This is a genomic window from Cupriavidus sp. IDO, assembly GCF_000812465.1.
Classification (GTDB): domain Bacteria; phylum Pseudomonadota; class Gammaproteobacteria; order Burkholderiales; family Burkholderiaceae; genus Cupriavidus.
Window position 1 is genome coordinate 1 of the sequence record NZ_JWMA01000049.1, and the last position, 19,992, is coordinate 19,992.

Annotated in this window: 15 protein-coding genes; 4 read left to right on the plus strand and 11 right to left on the minus strand. The window is 64.8% G+C overall.

From position 1 onward, the window contains the following. Positions 1-273: 273 nt before the first annotated feature. From RM96_RS16610 to RM96_RS16640, 7 genes are all read right to left on the minus strand, one after another. On the minus strand, positions 274-2,670 hold the full coding sequence (locus tag RM96_RS16610; protein WP_039012142.1) for a polysaccharide biosynthesis tyrosine autokinase: 2,397 nt from the start codon (positions 2,668-2,670) through the stop codon (positions 274-276). Positions 2,671-2,761: 91 nt separating this feature from the next. Next, positions 2,762-3,484 (minus strand): Crp/Fnr family transcriptional regulator, encoded by a 723-nt coding sequence (locus RM96_RS16615; RefSeq protein WP_039012143.1) that lies wholly within the window; start codon positions 3,482-3,484, stop codon positions 2,762-2,764. A 359-nt stretch (positions 3,485-3,843) separates the two neighbouring features. After that, entirely contained in the window at positions 3,844-5,994 is a 2,151-nt protein-coding gene (locus RM96_RS16620; protein ID WP_039012146.1) for a hypothetical protein, read from the minus strand. After that, complete coding sequence (locus tag RM96_RS16625; RefSeq protein ID WP_039012147.1) at positions 5,991-6,974, minus strand: DUF1839 family protein; 984 nt, start codon at positions 6,972-6,974, stop codon at positions 5,991-5,993. Before RM96_RS16625 ends, RM96_RS16620 begins: the two co-directional genes overlap by 4 nt. A gap of 793 nt (positions 6,975-7,767) precedes the next feature. Continuing rightward, on the minus strand, positions 7,768-8,058 hold the full coding sequence (locus RM96_RS16630) for a hypothetical protein (RefSeq protein WP_039012148.1): 291 nt from the start codon (positions 8,056-8,058) through the stop codon (positions 7,768-7,770). A 99-nt stretch (positions 8,059-8,157) separates the two neighbouring features. Continuing rightward, complete coding sequence (locus tag RM96_RS16635; RefSeq protein WP_039012150.1) at positions 8,158-8,652, minus strand: response regulator transcription factor; 495 nt, start codon at positions 8,650-8,652, stop codon at positions 8,158-8,160. Between the two features lie 263 nt (positions 8,653-8,915). Beyond that, on the minus strand, positions 8,916-9,776 hold the full coding sequence (locus RM96_RS16640) for a helix-turn-helix transcriptional regulator (RefSeq protein WP_039012151.1): 861 nt from the start codon (positions 9,774-9,776) through the stop codon (positions 8,916-8,918). A gap of 515 nt (positions 9,777-10,291) precedes the next feature. Between RM96_RS16640 and RM96_RS16645 the strand changes: the two genes are divergently transcribed. Further along, positions 10,292-11,860, plus strand: coding sequence for a phage integrase family protein (locus RM96_RS16645; RefSeq protein WP_238587299.1), 1,569 nt, complete (start codon positions 10,292-10,294; stop codon positions 11,858-11,860). A 47-nt stretch (positions 11,861-11,907) separates the two neighbouring features. Here the strand turns inward: RM96_RS16645 and RM96_RS16650 are convergent, their stop codons facing one another. Further along, the gene (locus RM96_RS16650; protein ID WP_039012153.1) at positions 11,908-12,924 is read right to left on the minus strand and encodes a ParB/RepB/Spo0J family partition protein; all 1,017 of its coding nucleotides are present in this window, start codon (positions 12,922-12,924) and stop codon (positions 11,908-11,910) included. A 2-nt stretch (positions 12,925-12,926) separates the two neighbouring features. Beyond that, complete coding sequence (locus RM96_RS16655; protein ID WP_039012155.1) at positions 12,927-13,586, minus strand: AAA family ATPase; 660 nt, start codon at positions 13,584-13,586, stop codon at positions 12,927-12,929. Between the two features lie 365 nt (positions 13,587-13,951). Between RM96_RS16655 and RM96_RS16660 the strand changes: the two genes are divergently transcribed. Further along, a complete protein-coding gene (locus RM96_RS16660; RefSeq protein ID WP_006159056.1) occupies positions 13,952-14,155 on the plus strand; it encodes a cold-shock protein in 204 nt (67 codons plus the stop codon). 175 nt (positions 14,156-14,330) lie between these two features. Here the strand turns inward: RM96_RS16660 and RM96_RS16665 are convergent, their stop codons facing one another. Then, positions 14,331-15,425: a replication protein RepA gene (locus RM96_RS16665; RefSeq protein WP_039012158.1), complete on the minus strand. Its 1,095-nt coding sequence runs from the start codon at positions 15,423-15,425 to the stop codon at positions 14,331-14,333. A 1,568-nt stretch (positions 15,426-16,993) separates the two neighbouring features. Then, positions 16,994-17,197 (minus strand): cold-shock protein, encoded by a 204-nt coding sequence (locus RM96_RS16670; protein WP_035875195.1) that lies wholly within the window; start codon positions 17,195-17,197, stop codon positions 16,994-16,996. Between the two features lie 370 nt (positions 17,198-17,567). Here RM96_RS16670 and RM96_RS16675 point away from each other — a divergent pair, with 370 nt between their 5' ends. After that, positions 17,568-18,932: an NCS2 family permease gene (locus RM96_RS16675; protein ID WP_039012159.1), complete on the plus strand. Its 1,365-nt coding sequence runs from the start codon at positions 17,568-17,570 to the stop codon at positions 18,930-18,932. A gap of 552 nt (positions 18,933-19,484) precedes the next feature. Further along, entirely contained in the window at positions 19,485-19,946 is a 462-nt protein-coding gene (locus tag RM96_RS16680; protein WP_039012161.1) for a hypothetical protein, read from the plus strand. Positions 19,947-19,992 lie beyond the last annotated feature (46 nt).

Sequence of the window (19,992 nt, forward strand, 5' to 3'; positions counted from 1 at the left end):
TAAGTCTGCAACCAGTCCTGCTCAAGCCGGCATGTTCGTCTTACCTTGCAAACCGGGGCGCGTTCATATAAGTAGGTCGCCCCTTCAGGGGCGAAACCGGGGCCGTCGAACTTCCACAGAGGCAAAAGCCGCAGGCCCAGAAGCCCTTCCACAATGACGAAGAGCGGACGCATCTTCCTTGTGAAACGGGTGCCTGGCCCCACCAGCCAGCAATCAGGAACCCGGAAAACCGGCACGCAGAAATGGGTACGCTTCCGCGTGCCACCAGGCCGGTCAGGATTGCCTAGGCACTTCCGCCCGGGTCAGCGCCGGATGCTTGTGCTGCGCCGCCGGCAAAGGCATGCCCAGATAGGGATTGATGCTGTTGAAATCCGCACGGTTGCTGCGGCGGGGTATGACCCCGTTGAGGATGCCGCCCGCCAGCCGTGCATTGGCATGGGCCAGGCGCTTGAGCGCATCATCGACCTGGGAGGCGGGCGTGACGTCTGCGCGCACGACCAGCAGCGTGGATCCCGCCAGGTTCGCCACCAGCGTGGCATCGGCTACCGCCATGACCGGCGGCGTGTCGACGATGACCAGGTCGAAGCGGCCGGCGCACAGCCGCAGGCTTTCGGCCAGCGTCGGCAGCATCAGCAGCTCGGACGGATTGGGCGGCGGGGCGCCGCGGGTGAGGATGAACAGGCCGTTGACCACCGTCGGGCGCACCGCATCCGCGATCGGCATGCGCCCCGCCAGCACTTCGGCGAGGCCGGGTTCCGCCGGCTGGTCGAACCAGTCGGCAACCTTGCCGCGGCGCAGGTCCGCGTCGACCAGGAGCACGCGCTGGCCGGCCTCGGCAAACAGCACGGCGAGATTCACGGCCGCAAACGTCTTGCCAGCGCCTGCCGCGGCACTGGTGACCGCAACCACGCCGTTGGGCGCATTGCGCAGCGAGAAATGCAAGGCCGCGCGCAAGGTGCGCAGGCCTTCCACCGCCAGCGAATGCGGTGCGCGCCGCGCGAGCAGGAACTGGTCGTGCAGGCCCTGGCGCAGCAGCTGCTCGAGGCGGGCAGCTTCGTCGCCGCCGGCACCGGCGTCCACTGCCTCGACCACGATGGTGCCTGGCTGGGGCCGCTCCAGGCGCGCCGACGGCATGCTGAGGCCCGCGGCAATGCCGAAGCGCCGTTTGGCTTCCACCTGGCGTTCAAGCTCGGTCTGCTCGGTGCTGTAGGCGATATCGCCCAGCATGGCCATCCCGAGCCGCTGTTCCGCATCGGCCGCGCTGGCCACCGACGGCTTGAGCCGCTGGCGCAGGTTCACGCCGGCCATCCCCAGGCACAGGCCAAGCAGCGCGCCGCCTGTCATGAACGGCCAGGTGCCGAAGCCCACCGGCGTGACCGGCGCGATGGCGCTGTCGACGACGCGCAACTGGCTTGAGCGGTCTGACTGGAGCAGGGAAAGCTGCTCGACCTTGGTGCGCAGGGTCATGTACATGTCTTCGGCAACTTTCACATCGCGCGACAACGCGACGGATTCGCGCTCGGAGGCGGACAGGCTCTGCATGCGCGCATCCATTTCGGCGCGCTCGCGGGTCATTTGCTGGATCTGGCTGTCAACGGTGCGCACTTCATTGGCATCGGTGGTAAACCGCTGCAGCAGGCGCGTGCGCTCCAGGCGCAGCGCGGCGATCTGGCGCTGGTATTCCATGCTGCCGTTGAGGAAGGACTGGGCATCGCGGCTGGGCTGCAGGGACCCGGTGCGGGCGCGATAGCGCGCGAGCGCTTCCTCGGCGCGTGCCAGCTCGGACTGCACGCGCGGCAGTTCGCTGCTCAGGAAGGCCAGCGTGCCGGCCGCGTCGTCGCGGCGCTGCGCGGTCTGTCCGGTGATATAGGCACGGGTCACGCCGTTGACCAGGTCGGCGGCAAGCTGCCGGTCAGGGTACTGCCAGGCGACACGCACCGTGCCGCTGCTTCCCGCTTCGCCACTTTCGTTCTCGACGCTCAGGTCGCGCCGCACGCTGTCGGCGGTGCGGGCAAGGTCGTGGCGGGTGAGCACGAAGCGGGTTCCGGGTGCGGCATCGATGCGCTCTACGCGCAGCTCTACGCCATTGCCGGCCGCATTCTCGCCAACCACGCCTTCCACCAGCAGCGTGCCCTGGTAGCTGACGCGATAGCGATTGTCGGGCTGGACTTCAAATGTCATGGGCTGGTCGACCAGGCGTTCCGGCACGGCAAGGCTGTCGACGAGGATGCGCTCTCCGCCCCAGGCGTAGCCCAGGCTTTCAGGCCAGGTGCCACGCGGCTGCCCGGGTGTGGCAAGACGGTCTATCAGCGCCCCCAGCAGCGGGGCGCGCAGCGGTTCGGCGGTGATGTCCAGGCGCAGCCGCTCCACGACCGGGCCGACCACGGCACGGCTCTTGAGCAGGCCGGCGTCGAATGTCGCCGGCTGAGGCGACTGCGCAACCCGCACCGCGCTGTCCCTGCTTTCGACCTGCACCAGCGCCTGCGCGCGATACTGCTGCGGCATGGAGAGCGCCAGTACGCCGCCGACGGCCGCGCCGGCCACGCCAGCTGCAACGATCCAGCCGACATGGTCCATCATCGCGCGCGCCTGCTGCGCGTTGCTGGCTTGCACTTCACGCCGGGGCGGCTCCCGGTCGGCCGTTCCTGCGGCATATGACAGTCTGCTCACGGGCACTGCTCCTCATTCCGGTACATCGACGGCGCGCCTGACAGGATTTCGCGCCGGCCGTACCTGTTCCCACACGCAATCCCGGGCGCCGTCAGGCGTGCACCAGGGCAGGCAGCAGACGGTCGTACTCGCGCTTGACGAGCTTGTAGCATTCGCACGAATGCTTCTCCAGCCCGCAGCGATCCAATACGGTGATATGGCCGCGGCTGTGGTGAATCAGCCCGAGGTCTTCGAGCTTGCCGGCGGCTTCGGTCACGCCTTCGCGCCGCACGCCCAGCATGTTGGCAATCACCTGCTGCGTGATCACCAGTTCATTGGAGCTCAGGCGGTCAATGGCAAGCAGGAGCCAGCGGCACAGTTGCTTGTTGAGCGAATGATGGCGGTTGCAGGCGGCGGTCTGCGCGATCTGCGTCAGCATGGCCTGCACATAGAGCAGCGTGACGCGCTGCAGCGTGGGCGTGCGCGGCAGCTCGGCGCGCAGCAGGCGCGCCGGGATACGGTAGGCCAGGCCCGGGCTGCGCACTTCGACGCGGCTGGGCATGGTATCGCCGCCGGTGACCACCGGGATGCCAACCATGCCTTCGTTGCCGACTGCGGCGATTTCAACCGTGGCACCGTCCTCGAGCAACGACAGCAGCGATACCACCGCAGTGGTCGGGAAGTAGACATGAACGATGCGCTGCCCCGAATCCGTCAACAGTTCGCCGGCGCGCAGCCGTACCAGCTCGAAATGCTGGGCCAGTGCTTCCCACTCGTTGCGCGGCAGTGCATTCAGCAGATAGTTGACATGCAGATCCGATCGATGCGTGATCATTTTCGTACCCCCTGTCTCACCCCAATCAAGGGAAGAAATGCGATGCGATGCAGGCGGATTCCGGATGCCGACAAGGAATCCCGCCACACCGGGCCGATTCTGCGCTGGCTGCATGCGCCAGCATTCCTGGCATTGTTTCCTGGCTTTTCGTTTCCCGGACCCTGAAGCCGACGACCCCTGATTGCGGCGCCACTGCGGGCCCTGGTGTCTCTATTTAGCGCTATGGATCAACGATGTGACAGTAGGCAGACGGCTGGTACGCGGTCATCCATTGGTAGGTTGGCCGGAAAGGCGAGCGCGCTGCGTCCGCGCGCGGGGGGCTTGCGGCGGCGAATGCCGCCGGTGCACGGGCCTGGCAGCTAGCCAGCCGGATCGGCAAGGCCCGCATAGCGGACAGGGTGGCCCTGGTTCATGGCATGAACCTCGCCGGAAGGGAAGAGCCCTGCACCCGAGTCGCGTGCGCTATCGTACAAAAGTCGTATACGACGGCTGGCGCCGGGCCAGAGATGGAACCAGTCCTGCGCGGGCAGGAAGACGCTGTCGTCGATATGCACCCATCGCGCGAAGCGCCGGGCGCGGATATCGAGCCACCATTCGCCGTCCGAGCGTCCGACCGCGACCTGCAGGTCTGCCGGCGCAAGCGCGGCGGCGCGGCGATCCGGCAGGTATGCTGCCTCGCTGAGCACTTCGCCGCTGGCGGCGTCTGTCAGACGGGCCAGGATGACATGGTTGCCTGCTTGGGCCAGTGCGGCGATGGCGGCCAGCTTGCAGTCCGAACCGGGCAACGCCGAAGGCGCCAGTGCAAGCGCGCTGCGCGCAGCCAGCCGCAGCGACACTACTGCCTCCGCCACGTCAGCCTGGCCGTCGCGCAGGCAACTCACGCTGAGCAGCACCGGCCGTGCCGCCGCCGTTTCATTGATCAGGTCGAATTGCAGGCGGCCCGCCACATCGCCTGTGAGCAACACCTGAAGCGGCTGGCAAACCTGGCGCAGCGCATGCCAGGCTGACTTCGGGCGCCCCAGCACATCGATGATGCCGGCGCCTGCGCCAGGCATCGCGTCATGCCATGGCGTCACGACCAGGCGGGAAGCGGCCGTCCCCGTTCGCCGGGACCGGCTGGCAAAGTCAGTCATCAGGTCCGCCGCCAGTGCACGCGACAGGCGCAGATAACGCTCGGGCTGTTCACGCCGCAGAGCCGGCGGGTCGACGTCATACAGATCGCGCAGGTGGCGGTCGCGCAAGTCCTCGGCATCCCACGAGGCGCCCGGCGGGTGCGGCACACCGGCTTTCCAGCGTGGATCCTGCAGCGCACGGGCGAGGCCAAGCTCGTGCAGCGTACGCGCGCACGGGACGGCGGAAACGGGCAGGCTCTCTGCGATGCTGTCCGGGTCGTCCTGCCGGACCAGGATTCCCAGTGCATCGCACGCATGCAGGAAGGCAGGCCCGGGGTGACAATCCGGACCGCCGAGACACACGAGGTTCAGGCCGGCATCACGTACGCGAGTCAGCCACCGCGCCGCCTCGCGGGCGGTGGCGGCGACCACGGGCAAATCCTCGCTGGTGACGCGCACCCCGCGGCAGAAGACGGCGTGGCCGTTTACCTGCGGGCCGCGGTCGAAATCAACCGTGCGGAAGCCGACGTGGCCACAGTGGTGCGTCTCGCCGCCGGCCCGGGCAGCCACGCGATACAGGAACGGCTGGCCATGGGTATGCGGCCACCATCGGTGGACGGCGTCGAGACGAACCGAGCCCGCCAGGATGTCGGTGCCGGTCCGGGTCAGCCGGGCCGTTACAGTCGCTCCGCTGCCATCAACCTGGAACTCCGCGTGCGCGGGCGCAGGGGCACGCAGATGCAGCCGCAGCGTCACGATGCCCGCCTGCCCGTCGAGCCGCGACGACAGTTCGGTCATCGCCCCGGCAAAGACCTGTCCGTCCGGCACGTCGAGCAACTCCAGGGGATGCCACGGGCCGACCGCATGCAGCGGCAGACTGGCCGGCGCGTGGCCGATCGTGCCGGGCCGGGATGCGGCGGCGAGCGCGCCCTGCCGCCACCAGAGCGATGCCCTGCCGCTGTGCAGGAGCGGCAGGCTGGCGCGAAAGCACAGGTGCAAGGTATTGGACCCGGCCAGCTCGACCTGCGCATCGCAGAGATCGCGGGCGTGGCCGGCGCGCAGAAGCGGCCGGCCGTTCAGCCATGCCTCGGTGGAGGCCGCCAGGCCACCGAAGCGGAGCAGGCGGCGTCCGTGGCCGGTGAAGCGGACGCGATACCAGTAGTCGTGGCGTTGCAGCGGCGGCGGCGCGGCCTCGTTCCAGCGTCCGGCCGCGCGCATGGCGGTGGCCACTGTGCCCGGCACAGGGGCCGGCAGCCAGGTGGCGAAATCGTCCAGCGCAGCGGGTCCGTCGGCCGCACCGGCAAGTGTCTCCAGCCAGCACCACCGCCCGCCAAGCTGGTTGCCTGGCGCAACGGCGATGCCGGCAGGCGCGCCGGCCGTGGCTGGCAGTGCGCTCATGGCCCGCTCGCACCGAAGTGGCTGGCCAGCGCCGGCACGCTGGCGTAGTAGGACGCCTCGAGCTGGTCCAGGCAATCTTCGCAGCTGTCCGGCTTGCGGCTGATGACGGCACGCATCAGCCGGAACTGCATCACCATCGCTTCCGACGCCATGGTGTAGCAGGCCTCCGCGGCCTTGTCCGGGACGTTCTGGCCCTGCATGACGAGCCAGCGCAGGTAGCGGGCCAGCAACTCGAAGTTGGCGCCGAGCTGGCGCAGCACGCCGGACGCATAGTGATGGAAGCCAGGCTCGCCGCGCGCCATCAGCCTGTCCAGATGCGCGGGGAATGCGGCGCGAAAGCTCGTGAGCGGATTTTCGCGGGGACAGTTGGCAAGATGAAAGCGCAGCAACTGCAGCGAGGCGTCGAGCAGCGCCGCATCCGCCTGCGCCGGGGCCGAGCGGCGCACCACGTCCGCATGCGTAAAGCACAACGCGTCCGGGCTGCATACGCCCGGCGCCAGGCGAAACACCGCTGCGTAGTCCTCGCCGCTGACGGTGTGGTAGCCGTCGGAATGGTAGTACCCCATCGCGGACGCTTCCGGGACCAGCGCATCGATGGCAATGCAGGTAGGAGAGCGATGGCGCTGGTAGCCCGCGCCGGGAACCGGCGGCAACTGGCAACTGTCCAGCTCCATCACGACGATGTTGCCCCGGCTGGTCTGCGCGGCCACATGCGCTTCAAGCGAATCGTAGAGCGTCAGCGCGTGGATGGTAATGCCGTAGAGCCGCTCGAGATCCGCCGCCGGAAAGCGGCAGGGCGTGAACTGGTCAGCATCGAAATCCTGCCGCACCGTGCATGGCAGCGCAGCGATCGGCGGGAAATCGAGACCATGCAGCAGCTCTATCCAGAGATCGATCTGGCAGTTGACGTGTGACCAGACCGGATTGCCGCCGCGCAATCCGGGCCCGCCACGCCCGCGCATCTTCGTGTCGCCGTACACTAGTGACCTCCGCGCATCCTGTAGCGTTCAATGTTCAGGCGCACAGGGCCATTGCCGTCCCCGCGCCATCGCGCGCAGGTTTCGACGGCCATTGCACTGACTCTTGTCATGCGCGCCTCCCCCCATACCCAATACCGTGCCGGATACTTGCGCTATCGGTCGTGTTGGCGATCATTGCGCGCCGGTCCGCAGCAGTCTGTTGGACGGCGCACAAAGAATGAGAGTCGTAGACGGGACGGACAACACAAGACGTCCGGCCGTGAAATGCAGCCGCCGGCGCCGATGAGCACGCTGCCGTACGCCGCTCGAAGACAGCGGCCGTGCCGCCTCGGCAGATCGTTCCGCTCACGCACAGCGCCACCGTTCGGGGCTCGCACAACGCGCCACGAGCCTCGCGCGCTAGCCTCTCCCACCCGTGCAATCCGTGCCCGCGAGATGACAATTTCTGCCTCCTGTCCCAGCCAGAAGGATTAGGCATGGCGATACAGACGCCTCGATGTCCGCCCCAGGGTGTGAGGGCCGCACGGCGAACGCTGAACACTCGTACCAAAGGGCATGCACCATGGTGCTTCTGGTTGATAGAGCCGCGGCGGCTGATTGGATATCGTCAAGTAGACGTGCGGGCGGGCTGTAAGGCTCGCACGCCTTCAAAGCCCGCATGGTCCCCCGGTCGGCGGGCTTCTTTTTTGCGGATCGGAAAAGCGCGTAATGAAGAGAATGACGATCGCGCGGAGCGGCACGCGGCGCAATCACCGGGATCCGGCGCGCACTGCTGCGCACCGGGGGAGAGAGCTCACCTGAGCAGCGACGGCGGCACGCGATGCCGGTGTTGGGCAATGATCAGCGCCTTCAGGCTTTCCACGCGCAGCCGCGCTTCGCGCTCGCCGGCCTCGCGCGCAGCGTCGGCAGCGGCCAGTTCGCAGTCAAACTGGCGCCCGTGCAGCTCGCCGCGGTACAGCAGCGGTTCATCGCTGCCTTCATCGCTCCGGGCCGCCAGCCTGATCTCGAAGCAGCATGCCCACTTGCCTCTGCCTTCGCGCACGGCAAATCCGCGAATGACGAGGAACTCCAGTCCGACCTCCATACGACCCCCTTACCACTCCCGGAGTGGCCGGCCTGCAAATCGGGGCCAGCTTCTGCCTTCGGGCGACTCAAGCATAGGTCTATTGGCGCCGATGCGCCCTCATCCGCTGGCTGTAGTACTGCTCGCACAAACGAGGGAGGCAGCGGTTTCGCTGGCACCGGCCAGTGCCAGCGCCATGCGGGGAAAGCACTGGCCGCCGGCCCAGACCAGCGCCGTGGCGGCACAGACTAGATCGACCGGTGCCGGAACGGCGAGGCATCCGCTCGCACCCAGCAGCGCCGCGTGCAGCATCAGCGAGGCATCGAGCCGGTTAGACAGCACCAGCCAGCGCCGCGGCGCCAGGCGGGCCTGCAACTGGTCCAGCAACGCACGGGGATCCCCCTCCAGGCCGCTGCAGTCGATCAGCGCGATATCGGCCTGCGCGGCCGGATCGGGCGACGTATTCGATGGCCGATCCGGCGTCGGCGCAGGCGCTGCTTCACGCAGCCATTGCGGCGTATGCCATGCGATCGGCCCCGGCAGGTCGAGGGCGCCCAGGCGGCGTGCCAGGACGCGGCACATCATTTCATTGCTGGCGATGAGGTAGGTCGGCATTGACTCGGTTTGGCAGCAGACCCGGGCCGCAAGTGCGACCGCCACCCGGTAGAGGGACCGGGTCGCGGCTGCGCGGCCCGGCTTGCAGGGCATCCGGCCTTTGCCGCTGCCATCGGCCGCCGGCGAAAGTGTCTGACAGATGCCTTCCCTCAGAACGTAGCAAGCCGCCGCGCCCGCTGCCTCATGCTTTTGGCGGAGAACCGCTCGCCAGATGGATGAGCCGCGCAGGCCAGGCCGGGCCCGCACGGCGCGCCTTCATCCTTTCAAGCAGCCTGGCAGGCACTGCCTGGCGCTTCGGCGCGGGGCCCGGACTTGCCGATCATCGGACCGGCCCAGTTGAGCGTGGCGCCCTTCTGCAAGGCGACGTATACCGCTTCACCCTTGTTGCGCACGTGCAGGCGCTGATAGAGCGTGCAGGCATGCGTCTTCGCCGTAGCCACCGAAATGTTCAGCATGCGGCTGACCGTCTTGATCGGGTAACCCCGCGCGAGCAGTGCCAGGACTTCGTACTGGCGCTCGGTAATGTTCAGCAGGTGTGCGCCCGCCGAGGGCGTCTCGATGTCGGTCACGTGGACCTGGAAATGGCGCTGGGGCGCCGGATGCGGGTTCTCGGCCACGATATCGCCAACCCCAGCGCGCAGTGCCACCACGATCCCGGCATTGCCCTGGTCCGCCACCGCGGACACCGGCGAAAGCCCGACGGCGGACTCCGCCAGCGAGGCGCGCGCGGCGGCCTGGACCCGTGCAGGGAAGCACTCCCCGCCTGCCAGGACCAGCCGCACCGCGGCGTCAAGCGCATCGGCACTGCAGCTTTTAAGGACGCATCCACGTACCGGATCGGGCAGGCTTGTTCCCGGCGACACCAACGCCAGCTGGTCACTGAGAACGAGCACGCGCTGCGGCCGCAACCGGTGACACAGCTCGTCCAGCATCATCCAGCCGCTGGCCTGGTCGGCCGGCAGGCCGTAGATCAGCAGATCGGCATCGTACAGCCAGAGGTCCGAGTCGATCGGCGCGAGGGGGTCAATATCGATAAGATCGCCAGGGATATGTGCTTGCGCCAGCAGATGGCGCAGACCCAGGCGCAGGAGGGGGTGAGGCTCGATCAAGAGGATGGTGGCCATGGCCGCTCTCTTTTTATTGCTGCAAGCGCGGACCCTGCGACAATCCACACCTGCTATCGGAAATGCCCCGCTATCTTGCGATTGCACTTCCATACGATCCGCCAGCGCTCCCGACCGCCATACAGCCTTCCCGTCAGGCTGCAGGTTCGGTCCTTCCCGTGGAGATGCCGGATCGCCCCGTTTTGCGTCTTGAGACGCTTATAAGTGAAAGACGTTTTAGATACGACTGATATCAGATCTAAGATTTTCTAACTGCTGAACTGCAGCATATGAAACGCGTGCCGCGAATGCAAGGGGATGGTGCAGTGCGGCGGGTTTTCCCCACCCCTGCTCTATCTGGGAGCATACGGAGCGGGCAAGACTTCGGGGAGTGCCTTTCCAGCGGAAACGCGCATAAAATTATCGGCATTGCATTTTCCTATGCATTTCGGGCCGGATGAATTCTCGCTCGTTTCAAGTGCCTTATAAATCAATAAGTTAGCAATCCAAGGGAAACCCAGCCGATGGTGCCTGGAATGATGTCCGTCAGCCTCACGCGCAGCGAGTTCGCCGCGGTGCGCGCCTATGTTCAGGGCATGCCGGCAGCCATGGTGGTGCCCCGCTACCTGGCGGACGAGGCTGATGACGACGACGCAGCCGCGGAGTCGTCGCTGCGGATCCTGCTCGCCTTGCGCGACCGGATGGTCCAGCTCGCGCACTTGCATGGACGCGAAGACCTGGCCGAGTTGCTGCTAGCAGGGCCGGGCCGCTCCAATCGCGGCATGGACCGGCGGGTGGACGCGCTGGCGGAACTCGAACGGCTCGGTACAGCGGCGCCACGCCCCCAGCACGGTGTTGAGCTGTGGTTTGCTCCGGCACTTGCGCGACGGTTGCGCAAGGCTGATGTTGTGACGCTTAATGAACTTTTAGGGCTTGCGAATCGGCGAGGCAATGCCTGGTGGCGGGCCGTCCCGCGCATTGGCGCGCTCGCCGGAGCCACCATCAACCGCTGGCTGGACGAAAACCGCGCCGCCATCCGCGACCAGGAGGGCAAGCCGCTGCTTGGCATGCATGTGGGCAACCGGACTCCGCTCGAGCAAGGCAGGCTGGGGCCGGAAATGCGCCAGCTGTTGCCACTGGAATGGATGATCGGGGCACCCCCGGAAGCCACCGGCAGCGGCTGCCGGTTCAGCCAGGGGGTCCGGGTCGTCAACGACTGGCTGCGCGCGGCCGCCGGCGGCAAAGGCAGTACGTTCGCGGCCTACCGCAAGGAGGCGGAACGGCTGCTGCTCTGGGCCGCGCTGGAGCGCCAGAAGGCCCTCTCCCAACTGAACCTGGACGATCGCCAGGCCTACCTGGCGTTCCTGGCGCAGCCCGAACCGGCGAACCGCTGGTGCGGACCGCGCGCGCCGCGGCGGCTCGCCGCGTGGCGCCCGCTGACGGGCCCGCTCGGCCCGGCCAGCGTCCGGCACAGCATGCGGGTGCTTGCCGCCCTCTTCCGGTGGATGCACGGCAACGGGCATCCCAGCGCGTCGCTATGGCGGGCGGAAGCTCCGGTGGGATCTGATAAATCGATAGCGGATTCCGGGCAGCCCGGACGATCCGCCATGACGGACGACAAGCTGGCGCCCTTCTTATCGTGGCTGGAAATCCTGGCCAGTGACAGTGGTGGCCATCGCTACCGGACAGCGCATGCTGCAATCCTGCTGCTGCGGGAGCATCGGCTTACGCTGGACCGCCTCACATCGGTCACGCGACGTTCGCTGGCCTCGCTCGCTGGGCTGGCGGAAGGCTCAGGGGATGGCACGGACGGGAACTCGATGGACAAGACACAGGGCCTGGGCACCGAGACGCGACACGCGCTTATCCGACATTGGAACGACCGCAATCTGCGGTGGGATGACGCGGGCACCGAGGATGCCTCGCTGATCGGTCCGCCCTGCGCTCCGCCGACGGCACGGGCGCGCCGCAAGCAGGCCGCGCGGCCGCGCGACGGCTATTCGGTGCGCGGGCTCCATGCGCTGCTAGCCGCGATGCTTGAGCGTTACCGGGAGATGCGTGATCCGGATTTTGCGGCCCGGTCGCCGCGCGACCTGCTGGCCTGAGCTGGTCGGAGGCAGCCTTGCCGCCTCCGCACCATTGAGCGCCAGGCTCAGAGCAACGTCTTGTCCAGCCCGAAGCGGGCCTTGAGCGCCTCGACCAGCGCCTCGCGAGCGCTGCGGTCGGCCAGCTGGACGTCCAGCATGACGCGGCCGGAGTCCCATTCCTTGATGGTCCCCAGCAATTGGCCCGCATCGGTGCGGATCTTGTACTGGCGGCTGATCTCCTTGACCTTGCGGGCCTTGCCCTCCTGCGCCTGCTTGCGGATCGCCTCGACTTCCCGGCTGGACAAGCCGTCGGTCATGATCCGGGTGGCGAGATCGCGGGTGCGGTCTTCGCCGGCCAGCTTGAAATAGAGCGTCAGCTCGTAGCCGGCGGCGATCCCGATGGCGCTAGGACGCTCACGCATTACCCCCAGGACCGACTCGGGCAGACGCAGCAAGGCCAGCGTCTTGTTCACCGTACCGGCGGACATGCCGGTCAGCTCGCAGATGTCTTCTTCCTTCTGAACCTTGCCCTCATCCAGCAGCTGGCGCCAGGCGATGGCGTTGTCGAGTGCGGACTGGTCCGATCGCTGCTCGTTCAGCATGAACGAGAGGCGATAGAAGTCGAGATCGCTGAGATCGCTCTCGACAAAACATTCCATCTCGAGCTTCCCGGCCGATGCCAGGGCGCGCTTGCGATAGTGTCCGTCGATCAGGATGTAGTGACCGAGGCGCGTGGGATCCGGAGCGGCAAGGCCCGGGGTCTTCTGCCCGTGCGTGGCAATCGACGCCGCACGTTCCTGCACCACGGCCGGATCGTAGATGCGGCGGGCATTGAGCGGGTTGTCGTGCAGCTGCGCGATTGGAATCCTGATCAACTGCCGACCGGACACGGGATCGTTGAGACTTTCAGCGCTGAAAGCGGCGATCGGTTCGGACGCCGGCCGGCCCTGCAGCAGGCCATGCGGGTGTTGGGAAATGGCAGCCTCTGCCCGCGCAAAGCGGTCGATGGAGTCGCTGCGGTTCTTCTCGGCCGCCATGCCGGCCAGCATGCCGGCCTTCAGGCTCTTCAGTTTTGTAGCCATGCCTATTGCTCTATCAAAGACAACACTTCATCTACCATCATGTCCACCTCCTGCACCGCTTCGCGTGCGCCCGCGACACCGTGGACGGTGCAGCCGATCGCCTGGCATTCCCGAAACGCCGATCGGGAGCCGATCATGGAATTCAGAAGTGGCACATCGCCGTCGTCGCCAAGGATTTCGATGGCCTGGCGCGCAATGGATACCCGCCGCTGGACCATATTGGCCATCACGCGAATCAGGAGCGTTTCGTTCTGGACTTGCGCATGCTGGGCCAGCGTCTTCGCCGCAACGGCAGCCCAGAGGTCGGGAGGCGACGGCACCACAGGAATGATCGCGAGATCGGAAATCAGCAGCGCGCTCGAAGGCGCTGCCGAATGCACGGCAGGCGGGCAGTCAACGACGATGTAATCGTAATCCTGAACAAATTTACGGACTTCGCGATGCATGGCGCCACCGGACGGCGCCAGGCCAATCACCGATGCCGGAAACGGCCGCTCGTCGCTTGCCTGCGCCGCCCAGCGGGTAGCCGTGCCCTGTTCATCCATATCGACCAGCATGGACCGGGCACCGCGCAGCCCCAATGTTCCGGCGAGGTGCATGCTCACCGTAGTCTTGCCGCAACCGCCTTTCTGGTTAAAGACTGTGATGATTTTCGCTGCCACTACGACCTCTCTTTCAGCGCTGAAAGCGCGGTTGACCTTAGGCGCCACTTTAGCCAATTAAAGGTGACGTATCAACCGGTTTCTATTTCTTTGAAATTTATGAAAGTGATGCGAGATCGCGCATTTCCCGCGTTCCTCGCGGTCTTGATATTTCCGCTTGAAATGCGGCAGGAAATCCGCCTAAAGTATGAGTAGTGCGCTATACGACGCACATGACACACCAGAACAAACTGGTTATGATGCGCCCTACAGTCGAGTCAAGTCGTGTCAACCTCGTCGGCTTCCGTTCGGTATCTACGAGAATTCAACGTGCTTGAACGGTTGTTTGCGTTGTGTACAAGAACTTGCTTCGAAAGGAAATTCCTATGGCAACCGGTACGGTCAAGTGGTTCAATGAAACCAAGGGTTTTGGCTTCATTACCCCGGATGATGGCGGTGCGGATCTGTTCGCCCACTTCTCCGAAATTCAGGGTTCGGGTTTCAAGACCCTGAAGGATGGTCAGCGCGTGACGTTCGAAGTGAAGCAAGGTCCCAAGGGCCTGCAGGCATCGGCCATCAAGCCCGCCTGATTCACGGTAATCGTCATCGGCCTGCCGCAGACTGAGGTCGATGGCAGGACCAAAAAAGAAAAGGCAAGCATTGCGCTTGCCTTTTCTTTTTACCCGGCACCTTTTTGCCCGGCGGGCCACGGCCTGGACAGCACAACAGGCCAGCGTGGCGTCCCAACGAGCCGGTGCCAGTCAGTCAGCCAAGCTTGCGGACACTGGTACGCGACGGCTGGAGAATCAGCGCCTTTGACGAATCCGCGTCCACCTTTGCTCCCGGATAGACCACCAGCACGTCCTTGAGCGCCTTGCGGAACAGCGCGCGGAATTTCCGCTCGCTCTCAGTCTCCGTACCGAACTGCATCTGCAACGCTTCCCACGGGATCTCCGTGCGGCGCTGGATGGTGAAGAACCGGTAGGTCAGCCACGAGTAAACGTCGAGCGCGAAGGGCGATTGCTTCAGGGCTTTCAGCGCCCGCATATCGACTGGCACTGGCCGGTTGACGAGCTCGTTGAAAAACGGCTCGGACAACACCACAAAGCTCTCGAACATGGAGCCCTGGCCAGGCTGCATGGGATCCCACCAGGTCGACAACTGGTCGGCGAGCAGATAGCCCACGCGGTCGATCGACAGCGGCTCGTGGTTCGGGTTCTGGTTCTGACTCGGCGTTGACTTGTTCTGCACAATGGCGATCGTCGCCGAGAACAGCCGGATCATCTGCTGGCGCACCAGCGTCATCGTCCCCCGCTTGCCGCCGGTGGCCATCGGGATGCCGAGGTTGTACATGAACTCGGACAGCGAATTGCCCAGCGAGATGCGGCGGTCCTCCACCGTGCCGGTAAACTCGCCCCGCTTCTTTTTCGCCATGATCTCCTTGCCGATCCAGGCAAGCATCAGCCTCGGGTAGGAGCCATAGGGATATCCGAGCGAAACCGTTTCCGAAACCAGCTTCTGGCGTCCGTTGCTGGCCCGCTCCGAGCGCTGTTGCGTGAAATAGCCGGGCTGGATCATCAGCGAAATATTTCCGCTGGTGCGCGTCCATACCGGCGGCGCGCCCTTGGGTGCGCGATAAGGCAAGGTGACCTGAACGCTGGCGCGACTCAGGAAGCCGACTTCGCCGCTATGCCAGGCGTCCTCGCGCTCCATGGCCTGGGCCTCGTCGAACAGGCGCTGGAATTTCTCGGACGGAACCAGATTGTTCTCGTTGCCGGGAACAATGATGCGGGAAGGCTCGCCATCCAGATCCAGGATGGTGCGATCCCCCGCTACGGCCGGGGAACGTTTGATGGGCATATTGGTGTGCTTCGGATTACCCGCCTTTGTACTCGATGCCGCCAGCGTTGTCACGCAGAAACGGGTACATGAGGGATTCTCCTGCATGCCATCTGGGTTGCAGGCTGTGGATCCAATGACTGGCAGCTGGGTTGCGGGCGGTGGGCAACCCGGCAGGGTTGTCCACGGTTCGCAACTCATCAGCTACAAGTAAACGATACCAATATGGGTTAACTACTCGTAAACCGTATACGTGCAGTAAAGCGTGTTGATTCGTAAGGGAAAAACAGGCGTCCGCGAACCCGATTCTGCGGCGGATCGTACTCGATTCTGCGAAGCACCGAACCTGAATCTGCGCAAGGCCGAACCTGTTTCAGCGCGTGGCCTGAACCGGTTTCTGCGGGGATAACCTTGGCAATGCACAGGCTTGTCCACAGCGCAAAGGGCCCAAAGCGTACCCGATTCTGCGAAGGACACCCGGTTTACTGCAATTTTCGGCGAATGCATCGGCCGATCCCGGACTTATCCACGCAGAAACTGGTGCGCTTGCCTCATTCTGGCATGCCACACCTTCGTCAGGCGTACCCATTTCTGCGCGCGGCCTGGCGAAATCCGTACCTGTTTCTGCGCCAGCCCCAAAAGCCGCTTCTTTAAACCTCAGCCGTACCCGTTTCTGCGGCGTACCCAATTCTGCGATCCGTCGAATCAGGCTTGCGGTGCGTCCGCCGTACCTGTTTCTGCGAGCTATGGGAACCCAAGGATCCGTGCCCGGCGTACCCAATTCTGCGGTGGCGTGGAGCGAATTCATGTGAGCCCTATTCGCAGCTTTCATTATACATAAGGCTTGCACAAAAAGCTAGCGCTCACACTCAACGTATACGTCAGACTCTCGCGGAATTCATGGGCGTACCCATTTCTGCGGCGTGCGAGAAGTGAGCGGAGAGGTTATCGATACGCCATGCGGAGCCATTGCGTAGAGGTGTACCCGTTTCTGCGTAGCGCCTCGACGCATTCCCTCGGTTCGGGCGTACCCAATTCTGCGAAGGTGGAAAGAATCCATGCGCTTTCTCCGTCCTGTCGCGCTGCAGCACAGGGCGTACCTGATTCTGCGAGCTCAGCGCTTGCCGCACAGGTGGGGCTTCGGGAGAGTGGGAAAGGGCGGGAATGCTGCGCCGCGAGGGCACAAACCGGCTCCAGCAATTGCGGGCGTACCCGTTTCTGCGAGGTTGGCCGAGGTGGCGCCGGCGTCCGGGGCGCCAGCGGGCGTACCCGTTTCTGCGGCGCGGAACGAACTCAGGCGCGCGTGGTGCGTACCTGTTTCTGCGTCAACGTTCGGCTATCGGTATAGGGTCGATGGGGCATTCCCTGCTAGCGGGCGTACCCGTTTCTGCGGAGTTGTGGGTGGACTATCTACAGCGGCGGGCGGCGCGGCAAGGTCGCGAGGCTTTGGGGCCGGCGAGAAGCGACAAGGAAGCGTTGAGGCGGGGAAAGAGACTGCGCGTGTGGTGCCGCGCGCATAAAAAAACCCCGCCAGGGCTGGCGGGGTTTCTTGGTTCGACGCGCCGGTGGCGCGAATCGGACCTGGGGGCTTACAGCGGAGTGATGTTCGCTGCTTGCAGACCCTTCGGGCCGTTCTTGACTTCGAACGACACGCGTTGGTTTTCCTGCAGGGACTTGAAGCCCTCGCTGCGGATTTCCGAGAAGTGGGCGAAGAGATCGTCACCGCCTGCGTCCGGCTTGATGAAGCCGAAGCCCTTGGCGTCGTTGAACCATTTAACGATACCGGTTTGCATGATATTGCTTTCCAGAAAAAATAAAAAAAGACTCGGATGGCGCACACGCCATCCAACACGGCAACTCAAGGAAAGGACACCATGGACAACCGAAGTACCAGACGGTGGCTAACGAATGAACTGTTGCCTCGTCGCTTGAATCTAGGCGCTTTTATACGGGGGATTGGTGCTACCGTCAAGCCGGGGCCACCCCGGAGGGCGCGCTGGCATCACTCCGGACTGCTGTGGGATCATCACGCCTTTTGCATATCGCTTATTCGCCGCCGCGGGTGCGCGCGCTGCCGCACCGCTCCAAAGTACGCTTGCCGCAACGTAGGCAACGCGCCTGGCACCACTTGCGAAAGCCATAACGATATTCAGGAGACCAGTCATGTCGATCCCGGAGCCCGCATCCAAGCCGGGCAGTTCCTCTCTCAGCCAGCCACAGGCTGCACCTTCGCTGCTTGAACGGATCTTCAGGCTGAGCGAGCACCAGACCGATGTCCGTACCGAAATCCTGGCGGGGATGACCACCTTCCTCACCATGGCGTACATCATCTTCGTGAATCCCTCGATCCTCGGCGATGCCGGTATGCCCAAGGACGCCGTCTTCGTCGCGACCTGCGTGGCGGCCGCGATCGGCACGCTAATCATGGGCTTCTACGCCAACTATCCGATTGCCATGGCGCCGGGCATGGGCCTGAATGCCTACTTTGCCTACACCGTGGTGAAGGGCATGGGCTTCCCGTGGGAAGCCGCGTTGGGGGCGGTCTTCATTTCCGGCTGCCTGTTCCTGCTGGTGACGCTGTTCCGCGTGCGCGAGATGATCGTCAACGGCATTCCGCATTCGATCCGCGTGGCGATCACGGCCGGCATCGGCCTGTTCCTTGCCATCGTGGCGCTGAAGAACGCCGGCATCGTCACGGCCAGCCCGGCAACGCTGGTAACGATCGGCGACCTGCACAAACCGTCGGCAGTGCTCGCCGTCATCGGCTTTTTCGTCATCGTGGCACTCGACCAGCTGAAGGTGAAGGGCGCCATCCTGATCGGCATCCTGCTCACCACCTTGCTGAGTTTCGCTTTTGCCGACAACACCTTCCATGGCGTCTTTTCCGCGCCGCCGTCGATCAGTCCCACGCTGTTCAAGCTCGATGTTTCGGCGGCCCTGTCGATCGGCATCATCAACGTCGTGCTCGTCTTCTTCCTGGTCGAGCTGTTCGACGCAACCGGCACGCTGATGGGCGTGGCCAACCGCGCGGGGCTGCTCAAGGCCGGCAAGATGGACCGCCTGAACAAGGCGCTGATGGCAGACAGCACGGCAATCATGGCCGGCTCCTTCCTTGGTACGTCATCCACGACCGCGTATATCGAAAGCGCGTCGGGCGTGCAGGCCGGTGGACGCACCGGGCTCACCGCGGTGACGGTCGCCGTGCTGTTCCTGGCCTGCCTGTTCATCGCGCCGCTGGCCGGCACGGTGCCGGGCTATGCCACTGCGCCCGCGCTGCTCTATGTGTCCTGCCTGATGTTGCGCGAGCTGCTCGATATCGACTGGAACGATGTCACCGAGGTGGTTCCCGCGGTGCTGACCGCCCTGGGCATGCCATTTACCTATTCTGTCGCCAACGGCGTTGCCTTCGGGTTCATCGCCTACGCCGTCCTGAAGCTGCTGACGGGCAAGGCCAGGACCGTCCCGGTGATGGTCTGGATCATCGCGGCCGTATTCATCTTCAAGTTCTACTATCTGCCGGGGCACTGATCCCGGCAGCCTGTCATCGGGCGGCCATGACCGCCCTTTCCTGGTGCCGGTGCGTACCCGTTTCTGCGTCCGCTCCGCTGCCGGTTCCAGCACTTGCCGTACCCGTTTCTGCGCCTGCAGCGCGCCCGGCCGCGGAGGCCGGTGCGTACCCGTTTCTGCGTGGCGCCGTAAGCGCTCATTTATCTGAGTGCCGCCCTTTGAAAGCCTCGTATCAGGCTCATCCCAAAGTATGAGATTGGGAGGAACACCCCCACTCGGGGCTGGACAAACCGCTCCAAATGCACTGAACTATAGGCGTGGCAAAGATGGGGCGCGTAGAAGCGCCCCTTCTTGACTCCGGTCCTTCCGGCGCAGCGCCGACCGGACACTACGAGAGTTTCGGCAAGTCCGCCAGTAGCGGGACACCCCGAGCAGACCGTCCTCAGAGACGGCTTCGCCACCACGAAGGGAGCGTGCGGAAACACGCGCGCCACGCAGAGAAAAATTTCAAAACAGATAAGTGGTAATCGCGAACGTGTAGTGCCGGGGGTGTTGTTCAACGGGGATTAGATCATGACCGCAGGAGAAATCCGGCGACCCGGAATCGGGCATATCAGTGACTCCGCCAACCGTTCCATCCATCAAGCCTGGGCTGCAGTGGGAGAAGGCGCAGGCGAGGTGCCCCGGGAGGAAGTCCATCACGACGGCGCGGCAGCCGGCGTGGCGGCGCTCCTTGCCGACGGCGAGGCCCTGCCGGACGAAGCGCGCCAGGCCATCGAGAACCTGTTGTGCCGACAACGGTTGCTGGAGGGGGAACTCGCACGTCAGCGCAAGCTGCTGCAGGAATGGATCCTGAGCCAGCTGACCTACAAGACGCTCTACTACCAGTATTCGGGACAGACGCCCGATTCTCCGCGCATGGACCTGATGCAGGAGAAAGAGGCCGTGCGGCGGCGCATTCGTGATCAGCTCCGTGCGGGCGGCGACGCGCTGGCCGTGCTCAACGAACAGTCTCGCAGTCCGTCCAGATCGTGATTCCGACGTCGCGCGCGGGCGCCAGCCCGCGGCCAGCTCAGCCTCA

What these genes read in the sequence shown, in the direction of transcription:
- RM96_RS16675 (WP_039012159.1), top strand. Translation starts at nt 17,568, where the DNA reads ATGTCGATCCCGGAGCCCGCATCCAAGCCGGGCAGTTCCTCTCTCAGC.
- RM96_RS16630 (WP_039012148.1), bottom strand. Translation starts at nt 8,058, where the DNA reads ATGGAGGTCGGACTGGAGTTCCTCGTCATTCGCGGATTTGCCGTGCGC.
- RM96_RS16660 (WP_006159056.1), top strand. Translation starts at nt 13,952, where the DNA reads ATGGCAACCGGTACGGTCAAGTGGTTCAATGAAACCAAGGGTTTTGGC.
- RM96_RS16640 (WP_039012151.1), bottom strand. Translation starts at nt 9,776, where the DNA reads ATGGCCACCATCCTCTTGATCGAGCCTCACCCCCTCCTGCGCCTGGGT.
- RM96_RS16615 (WP_039012143.1), bottom strand. Translation starts at nt 3,484, where the DNA reads ATGATCACGCATCGATCGGATCTGCATGTCAACTATCTGCTGAATGCA.
- RM96_RS16680 (WP_039012161.1), top strand. Translation starts at nt 19,485, where the DNA reads ATGACCGCAGGAGAAATCCGGCGACCCGGAATCGGGCATATCAGTGAC.
- RM96_RS16670 (WP_035875195.1), bottom strand. Translation starts at nt 17,197, where the DNA reads ATGCAAACCGGTATCGTTAAATGGTTCAACGACGCCAAGGGCTTCGGC.
- RM96_RS16620 (WP_039012146.1), bottom strand. Translation starts at nt 5,994, where the DNA reads ATGAGCGCACTGCCAGCCACGGCCGGCGCGCCTGCCGGCATCGCCGTT.
- RM96_RS16645 (WP_238587299.1), top strand. Translation starts at nt 10,292, where the DNA reads ATGATGTCCGTCAGCCTCACGCGCAGCGAGTTCGCCGCGGTGCGCGCC.
- RM96_RS16665 (WP_039012158.1), bottom strand. Translation starts at nt 15,425, where the DNA reads ATGCCCATCAAACGTTCCCCGGCCGTAGCGGGGGATCGCACCATCCTG.
- RM96_RS16635 (WP_039012150.1), bottom strand. Translation starts at nt 8,652, where the DNA reads ATGCCGACCTACCTCATCGCCAGCAATGAAATGATGTGCCGCGTCCTG.
- RM96_RS16650 (WP_039012153.1), bottom strand. Translation starts at nt 12,924, where the DNA reads ATGGCTACAAAACTGAAGAGCCTGAAGGCCGGCATGCTGGCCGGCATG.